At 52.8% G+C, this 15,446-nt stretch carries 11 protein-coding genes and 2 pseudogenes; 4 read left to right on the top strand and 9 right to left on the bottom strand.

The window, feature by feature from the left end:
* The first annotated feature begins 122 nt into the window (after positions 1–122).
* Genes BN8_RS15345 through BN8_RS31810 form a run of 3 tightly spaced genes read left to right on the top strand, consistent with a single transcriptional unit; the run spans position 123 to position 2,144 of the window.
* Positions 123–1,247, top strand: coding sequence for an alkene reductase (locus BN8_RS15345; RefSeq protein WP_040006124.1), 1,125 nt, complete (start codon positions 123–125; stop codon positions 1,245–1,247).
* Entirely contained in the window at positions 1,244–1,633 is a 390-nt protein-coding gene (locus BN8_RS15340; RefSeq protein ID WP_040005843.1) for a nuclear transport factor 2 family protein, read from the top strand. Before BN8_RS15345 ends, BN8_RS15340 begins: the two co-directional genes overlap by 4 nt.
* Before the next feature lie 34 nt (positions 1,634–1,667).
* Positions 1,668–2,144 carry a cupin domain-containing protein gene (locus BN8_RS31810; protein WP_051041057.1) on the top strand — a complete coding sequence of 159 codons (477 nt, stop codon included), beginning with the start codon at positions 1,668–1,670 and terminating at the stop codon, positions 2,142–2,144.
* A gap of 62 nt (positions 2,145–2,206) precedes the next feature.
* Here the strand turns inward: BN8_RS31810 and BN8_RS33910 are convergent.
* From BN8_RS33910 to BN8_RS31800, 7 genes and pseudogenes are all read right to left on the bottom strand, one after another.
* Positions 2,207–2,347 (bottom strand): annotated as a pseudogene (locus BN8_RS33910) (IS3 family transposase); the annotation flags it as partial.
* Complete coding sequence (locus BN8_RS33905; RefSeq protein WP_374755528.1) at positions 2,328–2,582, bottom strand: DDE-type integrase/transposase/recombinase; 255 nt, start codon at positions 2,580–2,582, stop codon at positions 2,328–2,330. The pseudogene BN8_RS33910 and the gene BN8_RS33905, both read right to left, overlap by 20 nt.
* Positions 2,583–2,596: 14 nt before the next feature.
* The gene (locus BN8_RS32495) at positions 2,597–3,019 is read right to left on the bottom strand and encodes an IS3 family transposase (protein WP_083882501.1); all 423 of its coding nucleotides are present in this window, start codon (positions 3,017–3,019) and stop codon (positions 2,597–2,599) included.
* A gap of 4 nt (positions 3,020–3,023) precedes the next feature.
* A complete protein-coding gene (locus tag BN8_RS33900) occupies positions 3,024–3,395 on the bottom strand; it encodes a transposase (protein WP_083882500.1) in 372 nt (123 codons plus the stop codon).
* Positions 3,396–3,495: 100 nt separating this feature from the next.
* Positions 3,496–4,341: a DUF1206 domain-containing protein gene (locus tag BN8_RS15325; protein ID WP_009282819.1), complete on the bottom strand. Its 846-nt coding sequence runs from the start codon at positions 4,339–4,341 to the stop codon at positions 3,496–3,498.
* Between the two features lie 761 nt (positions 4,342–5,102).
* A pseudogene (locus BN8_RS33895) lies at positions 5,103–5,177 on the bottom strand (hypothetical protein); the annotation flags it as partial.
* Between the two features lie 30 nt (positions 5,178–5,207).
* Positions 5,208–5,624, bottom strand: a complete 417-nt coding sequence (locus BN8_RS31800; RefSeq protein WP_262493838.1) for a Fic/DOC family N-terminal domain-containing protein — start codon at positions 5,622–5,624, stop codon at positions 5,208–5,210.
* Between the two features lie 209 nt (positions 5,625–5,833).
* On the opposite strand from BN8_RS31800, the gene BN8_RS15315 reads away from it, so the two are divergent.
* A complete protein-coding gene (locus BN8_RS15315; RefSeq protein WP_009282816.1) occupies positions 5,834–8,941 on the top strand; it encodes a VPS10 domain-containing protein in 3,108 nt (1,035 codons plus the stop codon).
* Positions 8,942–9,058: 117 nt separating this feature from the next.
* On the opposite strand, the gene BN8_RS15310 is transcribed toward BN8_RS15315, so the two are convergent.
* Together BN8_RS15310 and BN8_RS15305 are read right to left on the bottom strand one after the other, a co-directional pair.
* The gene (locus tag BN8_RS15310; RefSeq protein WP_009282815.1) at positions 9,059–12,307 is read right to left on the bottom strand and encodes a VPS10 domain-containing protein; all 3,249 of its coding nucleotides are present in this window, start codon (positions 12,305–12,307) and stop codon (positions 9,059–9,061) included.
* Between the two features lie 62 nt (positions 12,308–12,369).
* Positions 12,370–15,441, bottom strand: a complete 3,072-nt coding sequence (locus tag BN8_RS15305) for a VPS10 domain-containing protein (RefSeq protein WP_040005841.1) — start codon at positions 15,439–15,441, stop codon at positions 12,370–12,372.
* Positions 15,442–15,446 lie beyond the last annotated feature (5 nt).

The raw sequence follows: 15,446 nt of genomic DNA, 5'->3' as shown, positions 1-15,446 counted from the left end.
CTTGGCAAATAATTCTGAGCTGAGTATATCACCTAAAATGGTTCAATAAACCCCGGAAGTGGTGATTGAGAGCGGTAAATTGGGCGCCTACTTTTGTCAAAAAAATGGTAGTTCAAATTAAAATGAATAAGCAAGTCAGCCCTACATTATTCCAGCCATATCGACATTTCGTTGTTCCTTTAAAAAACCGTATTGTCATGGCACCTATGACCCGTTCGCGGGCTTTCAACAATTTTCCCAATGACTTGATGGTAGAATATTATCGCCAACGCACTTCGGCAGGGCTCATCATCTCAGAAAGCATCGCGCCATCACCGGACGGTCTTGGGTATCCGCGCGTACCCGGCATTTTTAATGAGTTACAGACCGAAGCATGGTCTAAGATTACGAAAGTTGTTCATGACGGTGGAAGTAAGATCATTGCTCAGCTTAACCATGGTGGTCGACTTGGCAGCTCCGTTAATTTGCCAGCCGGAGCACGTATTGTGGGGCCGAGCGCGATATCGGCCAATGTAGATGTTTGGTCGGACACGGAGGGCTTCGTTAAGTCGGATACTCCACACGAGCTATCCAGGAAGGAAATACAATATGTAATAGAAGAGTTTGTAACGGCAGCCAGAAATGCGATGGCTGCTGGTTTCGATGGTATTGAGATCCATGCCGCGAACGGGTATTTGCTAGAGCAATTTCTTAATCCGAATTCCAACACCAGAACAGATCAATATGGTGGAAGTGTGAAGAACCGGTCAAGATTTGCCGTTGAATTAGCGGAGGCTCTGGCAGATGCTATTGGAGAAGAAAGAGTAGGTATCCGGTTTTCACCTTATAATACCTTGGGAAACCTTCCCCACTACGACGAGATCAACGAAACGTATCAATTGCTGGCTACTGAAATGGAAAGGGTAGGCATTTTATATGTGCATTTAGTTGACTCAGTAACTCGCTTGGATCAGCAGGGTGACCATTTAAGGCAGGCTATTGATAATTGCTTCACGGCCATCCGCAAATGTTTCAAACGTTCTCTAATTCTCAACGGAGGATTTACAAAAGAAAAAGCGCAGAAGTCGATTAATCAGAAAGAAGCTGATCTCATTTCATTTGGAACGGCGTTCATTTCAAATCCGGACTTGCCCTTACGTCTTGAACATGATCTGCCGCTTATGGACGCTGACCGGTCCTGTTTCTATTCTCCATCAGAAAAAGGATATATTGATTACTTGGATTATCAAGGATTTGAGGGTGTATGAATGCAAAAGATGCGCAACTAAAAGTGTTGCAAGATATTCGTCAGACTTTCTTCAGAAAACTTATCTGTAAAGATCTTAAAGGGGTTTCGAACACGCTTCATCGGAATTTTATTTTTACGCACGCCGACGCACGCACGCAGACTGCTGACGAATTTATTGACCAATTCATAGTCAATAACCACCTAACTGTGAAACGTATGGACTGGTCCGATCAAAAGTTTGTGGGTACTGAGTGTGTGGTGATGGTTACTTCTGTTTGTGTAATTGAATTAATGATTGATGGCATTTGCGTTGTTCAGACTGAACGCTTTACAGAGGTTTATGTGAGAGAAAATGAAGCTTGGCAGTTGCTGACCATCCACGCCACCTTTCACAAGAATGATTAGTTGACATTCACAACAATTTTTAAACAAAAATCACATGAGCAACACATATTGGCTATTAGGTATGCAGCGGGAAATTCTCGCAGACGGATCGGACACAGATGAGCGGTACGATCTTATTGCTACCATTTCACAATCGGGGCGCGAGACTCCGCCACACGTACATCAACAATACACGGAGACAGAGTACGTATTAGAAGGGGAACTGACTATTTACACAGACACTGAAGTGATTGTCATTGGGCCTGGACAGGCTTACACGATTGCTAAAGGGCAACCTCATGCGCTCTCAGCTACCGGTAAAGGCATAACAAAACTGCTAACCGTTTTTTCCCCGGCAGGCTTCTCCAAGGTGATACGGCTTGCAGGAAAACGGCCTGAAGACAGTACGCGAGAAACAACCGACCTTTCGCTTTTTAACCAACTTTCCAGCGAAATTGGCGATGTTACCTTAGGACCGATAGGTATGGACTTGCAACAGTACAGTGGAGAGTTTTTTAGGCGGCCATTGTAGTAGTGAAAAAATAGGTTTCTTGTTGACTGGGTGTTCTGTAATGTAATGTCGATTGTCCGTCGACGGTTATACCAACTCTCGATATATTCAAAGATAGCTAAACGAGCTGTTGCACGTGTGGTAAAATGCACATGGTTAACCAACTCGCTTTTGAGGGTCTTGAAAAAACTCTCCGCTACAGCGTTATCCCAGTGGTCCGCCACCGCGGCAATTCTCTTTGCGATCGCCGGGCGGCCCCGTCATACTCTGTTCAACAGGCAAATCCTTCAGCTCATCTCTAAATGCAGCGCAGGCATATTGAACACCCTGATCCGAATGAAAGATAAGATGACTGGATATTGCTCTGTTTTTGAGCGCCATACGCCAAGCGGCTACGGTTGTGTCTACCGCTTTGAGCGTATCGCTCATCGCCCAGCCTACAACTTTTCGGCCGGCCAGATCTATAATTGCTGTTAGAAACAGCCACCCTTGACCAGTGGCAATATAGCAGGGCGGCCTGTGCCGTGATGTCCGACACCCATCGCTTCGGCGCTCCGATTTTGTCCAAGTTTGTCAGCTGTAAACTCTCGGTTCAGCACGTTTTTGGCCACTGGATAATCGTGATCAGACTCAGTTGTCTGCACGCGATATTTTTTGTAGACGATATTGCGAATACCGGCTTTCTTCATGAGCCTGGCCACCCGGTTACGGGATACTTTTATGCCCTGTTCGCGGACTTCATCGGCAATCCGAGGACTACCATACCGGCTTTCACTCTGCTTGTGCACCCGGTGGATGTGGTTTACCAACTGATGCTGGTTTTGTTGCCTAACGCCGATTGGATGCTTGCGCCAATAGTAATAGCCGCTACTGCTGACTTTCAGTATCTTACACATCTTCTCAACCGCACGGCGGACCGTGGGAAACTGATTGGCATGTTCTGCTATAAATCGGAATATTTCCCACGGTCAGCCGCGCGGTCGCCCCTGGAGAAGATGCCGCGCGGCTGACGGCCTTCTTTAATATATCGCGTTCCAGCTGAGCTTCCTTCAGCTCTCGTTGCAACTGTCGGATCTGTTGCTGCTCGGGGGTAAGCGTGGAGCTGGCTGGTTGGATTTGATCCGCTTTTTTTGAGCGTTGTCGCCACTTACGGATTCGGCCCGGATCGACACCCAGTTCACGAGCCGCATCTTGGATCGAGCCTTTGACATACGATAACTCGACCGGTCCGCCGGCGCGGGGCCATCTCTTTAAAGGCTTCGTCAAACACACAGGGTCCGCCCTTGCGGTCGTTTAGTGATGGTTACATTGGATTTTGCCCCAAAGCTGCCTAAAAGCAGTATCCAGTCAAATGTAGCAAGTCCAGGGTGACCTAGCTACTCGTGTTGATCACTTCGTACCGGGCCCGTACAAACATAAATATACCATAGCAAAACAAGCCCAATGCTACAGCACCAAGCAGATAAGAGCCGTAACTGGCTTGCTCCAGAAAAACAAAAGCATGGCTGCTGCCTCCAGCTTGAGTGGCATTTGCTTCTAAAGCCGCTTTTATAAATAAGTAGCCAATTAGCCCCCAGACAACTCCCCGTGCGATATAACCAATTTTGCCCGACCGGATGATGATTGCCTTCACTTCCGTTTTGATAGAAGAAGTCTGGACATTTTTCAGGTATTTACCAGACAAGGCCCGGTAGATCTGGTATAACCCAACGCCAATGATACACAGACCAATCAGGCCGACAAGCCACTGGCCAAAGGGTTTCTGTAGTAATTCCCGAACCAGGGTCTGGCGTGAACTATCCCCGCCCTGATTGCCTTGGCTACCTACTACCATGCGGAAAGAACCATAAGCCAGGAAGCCATAGACCAACCCGCTGAAGGCATAACCTATCCGACGGCCAATGCCTTTGGCGTCAGTGCCTTCTTGCTCGTTATCGAGAAAAGCCTGCGTAAGCCGCCAGAGGGCGTAGCAGACCAGACCTGCGGCTACCAGTGCCAGCAACAGCTGTCCAAACGGTTGATCCAGTATAAATCGAAAGACTCCCTGTTTATTAAGTTGGCGTTCCGAACGGCCACCAATTTCAAAAGCAGCCATAAACGCTAGTAAACCAACTAAGCAGTAAACAACGCCTTTGGCTCCGAGGCCAAGCTTGGCAAAACGTCTTACCCATTGAGGCTGGGCCGAAGGTAGGTGGGAGGAGATGCTGGTTAATTTCATTATCTAAATCGTTTTGTATAGTTGTTGCTTTCTATAAAGTCGGTCTTCAGTAACTAACAGAATTGGTTTAGGATGGCAAATGTTTTAGTTTGGCTGATACTGTTTTTTTGTTCCTTCTGAGGTTGCCGCATAAGCTAAATCTGATGAGTATCGATTCCTCGATACTCACTGCCCAGCATGAGGGTTACTTGACAGGTGATTTTAGCAACTCAATAAGAAAATGGCTTACGAAGAGGATTCGTAAGCCATTTTCGTTGTCCAGGACTGTCAATATGAATTTACCAGCACACTGTGCTGATGAAATGGATCAATATTTCTCTATAGTAAAGAACATCTAACCTGCCTTAATCAGCTAAGATGCTGTACAACTCCCGGTTGAGATAATCATGGTTACCACTCACAGTTTAACGCTCTAAGATGCTCAACTAAGCGGTTGAGGTAATCACGGGCCGTGTTCTCGGCATACGTCCGATCCTCAATTAGGTGCCGCACCCGGGTAACGGGTTGGATGAAGATCTTTTGTGTCAACTGCTTAGGGCGACGATCCGTAGTCTGGCTGGCGATCGCTTCCTGGATGACATCGCGCGCTTGTAGTATACGATTGACCTTCTCGTAGGTGAGCTAGGCCATATGGGCCACCGCCTGTAACATATAGCTCAGCCAATTAGACCAATCACCCCGTTGCGAAACGTAGGCTAAGGCATTGTAGTACTCCTCTTTGTTTTCGACAATATAGCGGCTTAGATACAGAATGAGATAATCTAACAGCTCTTTTGGGTGATCACATAGATGTTAGCCATTCGGCTGGTTCGACCGTTACCATCGCGATAGGGATGGCTTCAAACTGAAAGTAAGCCATAGCCATCTCAGCAGGAGATCAACTGTGTACCGCTGATCATCCTTGAGAAAGGCACACAGGTTGGCCTGTTTAGCCTCCAGAATACCCGCTCCTCGAGGGGTGTGTAAATTGGTTTACCTGCATTGGGGCCACTGCCGCCTTGTCGGATGTAGACCTGCGAGAACGCCGGTCGTATGACCTCGGTCGTTTGCTTGATCTCTTGAAAGATCTGCGCAAAGTAGTCTAGGCTAAAACGGCCATGCTGTTGCAGGAAGTGAAAGCCTGTCCAGAGGGCTTCCCGATAGCGGAGTACTTCTTTTGTCGGCTCGCTAGTGAGTTCACTGTGCTGATCGCTGTAGGGGCGGTACAACTCATCATCCGTAGCTAAGATGTTTTCAATGGCCGAAGAGGCCTCAGCTTCCTGGAGGCTGATTGAATTGACCAGTATCCGTAATGGAGATGGGCATCCGTACTGAAAGTAAACTCATCCAAGACCGGTGAGCCTGGTAGGCTGGAACGAAGTAGCCAATCTGTAGTGAACCCATTGCAGTCACCAAAAAAGAATGGTTTTGGTGGCGGTTTGAATAGATCCTAGTATCTTGAAGGAGAACCCAAAAAATCGGTTTGATCCTATAATACAACCACTTATTCCTGATGAAACCATTCCTTGTACTGGGGGCGATAGCCCTTCTCACAGGCCATTTGGCCAGCGCGCAACCGCAACGCGCACACTCCGCAACCGTATTCGACCCCGTGCTGTACGAAGGCCTGCGCTGGCGCGAACTGGGGCCATTCCGGGGTGGGCGTTCTTGCACCGTCACGGGTGTACGGGGTAATCCTAACCTATACTATTTCGGAACGGTGGGCGGGGGTGTCTGGCGCACAACCGATGCCGGGCAGACATGGGGAAATATCACCGACGCGTACTTCGGCGGTACAATTGGGGCGGTCACCGTGGCCGAGAGCGACCCTAACGTGATCTATGTCGGCGAGGGCGAACAAACCCTGCGCAATAACGTGGCTTCCGGTTCGGGTCTCTGGAAATCGACCGATGCCGGCACAACCTGGAAATCCATTGGCCTGACCGACTCCAAACACATCGCTCGCATTCGCGTTCACCCCAAAAACGCCGACGTGGTTTACGTGGCTGCGCTGGGTAATCTGTGGAAACCCAACGCCATGCGGGGCATTTTCCGCAGTACCGATGGCGGGCAAACCTGGAAAAAAATTCTGTATATCAACGAGAAAGCCGGGGCTGCCGATCTGATTCTCGACCCTAACAATCCGCGCATCCTATACGCCAGCACCTGGAACATGACCCGTAATGGCTACCGAATGGATAGCGGAGGACCCGACTCTAAACTGTGGAAAAGCACCGACGGGGGCGAAACCTGGGACGAACTCACCAACAAGCCCGGTATGCCCAAAGGCGTTAACGGCATTATTGGCGTGACGGTTTCGCCCAAGAATTCCAACCGCGTCTGGACCATCATCGAAAATTCGGAAGCCCCCGGCATATATAGGTCCGACGATGCGGGAAAGAACTGGGCGCGTATCAATCAGGATCGTGCGCTGTTGCAACGGGCCTGGTACTACTGCCGGATTTACGCTGATTCGCAGAACGAAGATTTGGTGTACGTCATGAATGTGAGCTACGGCGTGTCGAAGGATGGGGGCCGGACATTCGAGTTGAAAAATGCCCCACACGGCGATCACCACGATCTTTGGATCGACCCCGAAAACAACCAACGCATGGCTATTGCCGACGATGGAGGTGCCCAAATCTCGAACGACGGGGGCAATAACTGGACCACCTACCACAATCAGCCCACGGCCCAGTTTTACCGGGTATCGACCGACAACCAGTTTCCCTACCGTATCTACGGTGCCCAGCAGGATAACACAAGCGTCAGGATTCCGCACCGCACGGGCGGGGCTGCCATCACCGAAAAGGATTGGGTAGCTCTGGCCATCGGCGAGAGCGCGCACCTGGCCCCCGACCCGTTGCACAGCGAGGTGGTATACGGCGGGGATTACAAAGGCTACATGACCATGCAGGATCTGGCCACCGGGCAGGAACGCTCGACCAACGTCTATCCCGACCTGCCCGCCGGTTCGGGGGCCGACGTGATGAAGTACCGCTTCAACTGGAACTACCCGGTTTTCTTTAGCCCGCACAACCCGAAAAAACTCTACGCAGCATCGAACTACCTGCACGTCAGCCTGAACGGGGGCCAAAGCTGGGAGGTGATCAGCCCCGATCTGTCGAGGGGTATTCCCGAAACGATCAAATCGTCGGGCGGACCAATCACGCAGGACAACACGGGGGCCGAATACTACGCCAACATTTTTGCCGCGACCGAATCGCCCTACACCGAAGGCGAAATCTGGGCGGGTTCCGACGACGGACTGGTACACGTGACCACCGACGGAGGCAAGACCTGGAAAAACATCACCCCGCCGATGTCGCCAACAGTCAATATGGTCAATGCAGTGGAGGTGAATCCGTTCGTGAAGGGCGGGGCGTACATTGCCGCTACCGCCTACAAATTCGGCGATTACACGCCCTACATCTACAAAACGCTCGATTACGGCAAAACCTGGACGGTGCCGACTAAAGGTATTCCCAGAGATGAGTTCGTGCGTGTGGTCCGGGCCGATCCGAAACGCAAAGGGCTGCTCTACGCCGGTACGGAGAAAGGGGTTTGGGTTTCGTTCGACGATGGCGAGAACTGGTCGAAGCTGCAGCTTAATCTGCCGCCGGTGCCGATCCATGACCTGGCGGTAAAGAACGACAACCTCATTGCCGCCACCCACGGGCGCAGCTTTTGGCTTATCGACGACCTCACGCCCCTCCACCAGATTACCCCTGAACTGGCGACCAAAACCGCCATCCTGTATAAACCGATGCCGTCGTACCGCATGGCGGGTAGCAATAAACGGGATGCCATGCGCGAAGGCGAAAACCATCCTAACGGCGTATTGATTCATTACGTCCTCAAAACAGTAGACGAGAAATCCGACGTACGGCTGGATATTCTGGAGAACGATGGCGACACGATTCGTACGTTCAGCAACAAGGCCAAAGAGAAAGCCAACCAGTTGACCATCAAGGCCGGGGGTGATCGGTTTGTGTGGGACATGCGCTATCCGGGCTACAAAACATTTCCGGGGATGGTGTTCTACGGGTCGCCTAACCTTGGCCCCAAAGCCATACCTGGTACCTACAAAGTCCGCCTGACGGTTAATGGGGTGTCGCAGACGCAGGACTTCGAGATTCTCAAAGACCCGCGCTTATCGACCACGCCCGAGGAGTTTCAGGCCCAGTTCAGTTTTCTGATGAAAGTCCGGGACAAAGTAAGCGAAGCCAACGAGGGGATCATCAACATTCGAAAAATCCGGGATGATCTGAGTTATCTGAAAAAGAAAATGGGGGAGGACCCCAAAAACAAAGACATCAACGAGGCAATCAAACGGTTTGAGGATGAGTTGAAAACCATTGAGAACGACATTCACCAAACCAAAAACAGCAGTGTTCAGGACCCGCTCAACTACGGCATCAAGGTAAACAATCGCCTGGCTCACCTGATGGTTGAGCAGGCGCAGGGCGATTATCCGCCGACCAAACAGGGGCAGGAAGTACGGGAGAAGCTGTCGAAGGCGGTTGATGAGCAGTTGAGTAAACTGGCCAATTGCGTGGGGAGCAACCTGACGAAGATCAACCAGATGGCCAAGGAGAAGGGTGTGGTGTTTGTGAATTGATTCCTGTTCAAAACACGGTTGCTTTCACCCAACCACCGCCGGAAATTCTTACTTTCAGGGCAGTGGTTGGGTGCGAAGCAGATTACGGACCGTCACACGTTTTGATGCTCTCCCACCTTACCCGGTCGGTCGTAGCTTCCGCTGAACAGCTGCCTTTACGGTCTCCAGCTTTTTGAGCTGTTCAGCCAAACTTTTCGACAGGGCGTTGTACTGCTCCCCCTGCTGCTGCGTTGGTTTTGAATCGTCTGACTCGATAAAACCCGCCAAAGCCGTGAATTTTGTATGCAGCCGAACCGGGTGGTTCGTCAAATCCTGGGTAGCTTTCGCCCGGTACTGATAAAGCGCATCCTCGATACGTAGCAGTTGATCCTTCAGTTCCTTTACCGATTGATCGTCCTGCGATTTGTACGTGCTGTCTAACTGCTGCCGCATTTGCCGAATCGACAGGACGCCATTCCGCAGTTCATTGATCCGCTCCCGAATTTTAATGAGCAGGTCGAACTGTTGCCTGAATTCTTCCGGTGTCGTTTCGATGCGGGGGTCTTTCACAATCTCGAATTTCTGGGTGTACGTTTTTCCATCGACAGTCAGTTGAACGGTGTACGTCCCCGGCATGGCCAGCGGCCCCCGCGCCCGGCCGTGGGTCACCGAGTTCGGGAGCGCGATCGGGTCGGGGTAGCGCATATCGGCCCAAACAAACGAATTACCCCCGGCCTGCGCGGGCAAAGCCGGTTCGCGCTGGACGGAGGCCGTCGGTTGCCGCATCTCGGCCAGGTTGGCGGAGTCTTTGGCCACGCCAGCCGTGGTGGATGCCGGAGTAGGCACTATATTGCTTTTATACGATTTGATCAGCTGACCGTTCGCATCCAGAAACGATAAAGTTATGGGGGCTTTTGGCTTCTCCGCCAGGTAGTAGACGACCTTCACACCGTTGGGTGGATTCGTACCCAAATCGCTGCTCCCATTCGGAACGGGTTTAATGGCGGGGTCCATATCCGCTTTGAACCGGATCGTAGGCCGGGGTTTGAAGAGATGAACGGCCGGCTTCTGTACCTCGTCGGTTAGCTGATGCAGGGTCGTCAGATCGTCCAATATCCAGAACGAACGCCCATGCGTGGCCGCAATCAGATCATTATCCTGAATAGCCAGATCGTGAATGGGTACCCTTGGCAGATTCAACTGAAGCGGCTGCCAGCGACCACCGTCGTTGAACGATACATACATGCCTTTTTCCCCGCCCGCGTAGAGTAGCCCCCGCCGTTTAGGATCTTCACGGACCACCCGGATGTAGTCATCGTCTGGAATACCCTGTGTGATTTTGGTCCAGGTTTTGCCGAAATCGTTCGTTTTATAAATGTACGGGTGAAAATCGTCCTGCTTGTATTTCAGCGCGGCCACGTAGGCCGTAGCCGGGTTGTGCGCCGACGGGTCGATAATACTGATGCGGGCAAAGGACGGCATTTCCTTCGGCGTAACGTTTTTCCAGGTTTTGCCGTTATCGGCCGAGACCTGTACGTAGCCATCGTCCGACCCTGCCCACAATACACCCGGTTTCACCGGCGATTCGGCCAGGGCGAAAATCGTCCCATACCATTCCACGCCCGTATTGTCGCGTTTGATGGGCCCCCAATCTTTGCCAATCGAGGGGTCATCCATGGTTGGCGTTTTTTCAAGCGTAGCGGGGTCCGACCGTGACAGGTTCGGGCTGATGACCTGCCAGCTTTGCCCCTGATCGGTCGAGCGATGGACGTACTGCGAGGTCGCGTACAGCACCTTCGGGTTGTGGGGCGACATGATGACGGGGTAGGTCCATTGAAACCGATACGCCAGGTCGGCGGAGCCGTAGCCGTACATATCGTCGGGAATGACCGATACATCTTTAAGCTGATTGGTTTTCAGATTCAGACGGGTAAGCCAGTGGTGATTAGCCGCAAAAATCAGTGTCGGGTCGTTTCTGTTGAAGGCGATGTAACCTGATTCTCCCCCGCCTACGTCGTAGTTTTCGTGCGGATAAATGGCTCCGTAGTCTGATCGACTGGGGACCGAAATGGTGGAGTTATCCTGCTGCGCGCCATACACCCGGTACGGAAATCTGTTGTCCGTCACAACATGGTACATCTGGGCCGTGGGCTGGTTGTAGATCGTGGACCAGGAGTTGCCGCCGTCGAAACTCACGGTGCCGCCCCCGTCGTTGGCCTGCACCATCCGCTTCGTATCGTTCGAATCGATCCAGAGCTGGTGATTATCGCCGTGTGGGGTTTCGACCCGTTTGTAGGTTTTGCCTCCATCGCCCGATTTCCACATGTTGATGTTGAGAACCCAAAGCGTTTCGGGGTCTTTGGGGTCGGCGGTCAGGTGGTGGTAGTACCAGGGACGTTGAAACAGATCGGCAAACTGACTCATCAACTGCCAGCTAACACCACCGTCGTCGGTTCTATATACCCCCGTCTGCTCGTTTTCAGCCTCGATAATGGCCCAGACCCGATCGGGTTTGGCTGGTGAAAGTGCTAGTCCTATACGTCCCCGGTTGGTGCCGGTTGGTAATCCTTTGTTCAGGGTAATGTCGGTCCAGGTATTGCCGCCGTCCGTCGACTTGTGGATACCCGCCCCCGGCCCCGCGCTGCGAACACCCCACGGAAACCGGCGGAACTCAAACGTGGACGCATAGATTGTTTTCGGATTGGCCGGGTCCATCGTGAGATCAATAGCTCCTACGTTCGGGTTTTTATACAGCACTTTCTGCCAGGTCTTCCCCCCGTCCTGGGTGCGGAATACACCCCGTTCCTCATTGGGCCCAAACGCATGGCCGATAGCCGCCACATACACCACATCGGGGTTTGTAGGGTCAATGAGCACGGAACCAATATGCTGCGTATCCGTCAATCCCACATGGGTCCAGGTTTTCCCGCCATCTGTCGATTTATAGACCCCATCGCCCGGAGCCAGGTTACCGCGCAGGGTGTGTTCGCCCATCCCGACATAGATGATATCAGGATTTGATTTGGCCACGGCGATGGCCCCCACCGAACCCATCTTAAAAAAACCATCGGAAATATTTTGCCAGGTGATGCCCCCGTTCTCCGTTTTCCAGACCCCTCCACCGGTCGTACTCATATAAAATTTTAACCGCTCCGTCGGATGCCCGGCCACGGCCACCGAACGTCCCCCCCGAAACGGGCCAATCAGCCGCCATTGCATTGCCTTCATGACCGACGTAGCTACAGTTGCCGCTTCCTGCCCAGACCGGACAGGAAGCGTTTGAGCGGTTGCCCAACGACCGTTCAGCAGCAAAAGCAACCCAGCGAAGGCAACTACAAAACGAAAGCGAAACAGGCTTGAGATTAGTCGATTCGGAAAGAGATTCATGGTTGTATTGCGTTAAATGAATTGATTACAGAGGCAAACGGCACCGGAACGGCTACTTATCCTTACATCCCAATGCTCTTCACTTCCTTTGTTTTGAGCAGGCTGTCGAGTTGGATCAACTGCTGCGTCAGTTCGGCGGAGAGTTCATCGTACACTTTGTAGGAACTGTCGGTGGGTTTGGCATCACCCGTCTCAACACTACGCCATAGAGCCGCCAGTCGGTTGTTCAGCTTGATGGGAAAGTTCAGGGGGTCCTGACCACTCTGATTTCGGATCTGGTACAGATTTTCCTCAATGGTATTCAGTTGCTCTTTTAGCTTCCGATTGGCCGGACTATCGGGTTGCTGCGTCAGTTTCTCCTTTAGCGCCCGAATCTGAATTACGGCTTCATTGGCCTTGCTGGTCTGGTCGCGGAGTTTCATGGCCAGGGCAAACTGCTCCTGCACGTCGGCGAGTTTGACATTATTCAGCCGGGGGTCGAGCCGAATTTCGAACGGATGCGTGATGGATTTTCCCCCAACCGTCAGCCGAACCTGGTATTGGCCGGGCAGGGCCAGCGGGCCATTCGTTGGTCGCGCTCCCCACAGAATCATACCCTTGAAGTCCGTCGAGCCGGGGTAGCGCAGATCCCACTCGAAGCGGTTCAGACCAGCGGCTGTGGTGGGTTTTTTGGGTTTGGGTGGCGCATCTTCATCCTCTTCCTCATCGGCTTTTTTGGACTCATTCTTCGGTTTGTCGCCGGTAAATGACCGAATAACGACGCCAGCCGCATCTAAGATTTCGATTTTCACGCTATCGGCCTGCTGTGCGAGCTGGTACTGGAACACCGCGTTCTGTACCCGCCGAACGGCGTAGTACGGTTTGTAAAAATGCACCGGTTCCTTGTCCAGTCCAGCGGTGAATTCGCGCACGGGTGCTACGTCGTCCAGTACGTAAATCGACCGACCGTGCGTCCCGATCACTATGTCTTTTTCCGTAACCTGCAAGTCGGCAATCTGCGTATCGGGCAGGTTCAGCCGCAGGGGTTCCCAATTGTCGCCATCGTTGAAGGATACCCAGATGCCGTGTTCCGTACCGGCGTAGAGCAGACCGGGGCGTGTAATGTCCTCGCGTACGGCGTGCACGTACGCATCCGACCGAATACCCGTGATGATCTTTTTCCAGGTCTTTCCGTAATCATCTGTTTTCCAGATATACGGAGCGCGGTCGTCCATCTGGTAGCGTTTGGCTGCGATATAGGCCGTTCCGGGTTTATGTCGCGACGCGTCGATAATACTAATACGCGTGTGTTTCGGCATATCGGGGGGCGTAATTCGCTGCCAGTTTTTCCCATGGTCGCGGGTAATGTGCAACAGACCATCGTCAGAACCGGCCCAGATTGTGTTGACATCATGGTAGGAGGGGGCCAGGGCAAACACGGTCGCGTAGATTTCGGGGCCGTTCATGTCCATCGTTATCACTCCTCCGCTTTTGCCCAGCGTGGCCGTGTCGGCCAGGGTCAGGTCGGGGCTGATTTTCTCCCAGGTCTGGCCTTCGTTGGTCGTCATCCAGACGTGCTGCGAGCAGACATACAGCCGGTTCGGGTCTTTCGGCGAGAAAACGATCGGGTACGTCCACTGCCACCGTTGTGGCAGCGCACTGGCCGGTTCGCCGGAGAAGAAGCGCGGATACACCTGAATGTCGCGGGTCTGCCCCGTTGAGCGGTTGTAGCGGGTTAGCAACGCCCCCTGGCTACCGGCGTAAAAGATGTCGGGATTTTTGGGGTCCTGCGCGATGTAGCCGCTCTCGCCCCCGCCGACCTGATACGACCATTCTTTGTTCCGAATACTGTTATCACGCGCCAGGTAGTTTGTCCAGCCTTCGCTCGGGACCGCCACTGTAGAATTGTCCTGCTGCGCGCCGGCCACGTGGTACGGAAAATCGCTCGTAACCGTGATGTGGTACAGTTGCGCGGTTGGGTAATTCTCGTCGGTCCAGGTTTTGCCGCCATTAACCGATACACAGCCCCCCCCATCGTTGGCGGCAACCATCCGGGTTGAGTCGGTGGGGTCAATCCATAGATCGTGGTTATCACCGTGGGGGACGGTAATGGCTTTGTTAAATTTCACACCCCCATCAGTCGATTTATAAAAACCCACGTTCAGGCAATAGACCGTATTTTTATCCTTGGGGTCGGCGTAAATACGCGAATAGTAAAACGCCCGCTGTCGGAGTTTTCGTTCTTCGTTAACGCGGCTCCAGGTCATGCCCGCATCGTCGGAGCGATATACGCCCCCATCCTCGGCTTCGACGATGGCCCACACCCGGTTTGGGTCGGCGGGCGAAACGCTCACGCCGATCTTGCCAACGGCCCCTTTCGGCATACCCGGTTTCCGGGTGAGTTCGGTCCAGGTATCGCCCCCGTCGGTCGATTTGAACAGACCGGAAGCGCCCCCGCCACCCCACATTTTCCAGGGGGTACGGTATACCTGCCAAATCGTCGCGTAGATGACGTTGGGGTTCGTACGGTCAATAATCAGGTCGGCCCCCCCGGCTTTATCACCTTTGTAGAGAATCTTCTGCCAGGTGATGCCGCCGTCGGTGGTGCGGAAAATACCCCGCTCTTCGTTCGGGCCGTAGGGATGGCCGAGAGCCGCAACATAAGCAATATTCGGGTTGGTCGGGTGAACACGGATGCGGGCAATCGCCTGGGTGTTCGTCAGGCCGACATTTTTCCAGGTTTTTCCGGCATCGACAGATTTATACACCCCGTCGCCCTGCATGATGTTGCCCCTAAACTGGGTTTCGCCGGTCCCGATGTACACCACGTCGGGGTTTGATTCGGCCACGGCCACCGCACCCACTGAGGAACTTCGGATCTGTCCATCCGTGACGGGCGACCACGTCGTGCCACCATCGGCTGTTTTCCAGAGGCCGCCCCCCACCGCGCCAAAGTAGTATTCCTGTTTGCGGATTGGCGAACCAGCCACCCCCAGCGAACGCCCACCCCGCGTGGGGCCGATATTACGCCAGGTCATTCCTTTAAACAGCCGGTTTGTGCTTGTATCGGAGGTACTGGCTTGTTGTGCAACCGCTTGCCCCAAGAATAGCAGGCTGGTGGCAAGAGTTAGCAGGAAGTAAAACGAATACTTCATCGGTG

It is taken from the genome of Fibrisoma limi BUZ 3, from assembly GCF_000296815.2.
Taxonomy (GTDB): domain Bacteria; phylum Bacteroidota; class Bacteroidia; order Cytophagales; family Spirosomataceae; genus Fibrisoma; species Fibrisoma limi.
The sequence above is the reverse complement of the archived record's forward strand: the minus strand, read 5'-3'. Positions and strand labels throughout refer to the sequence as shown.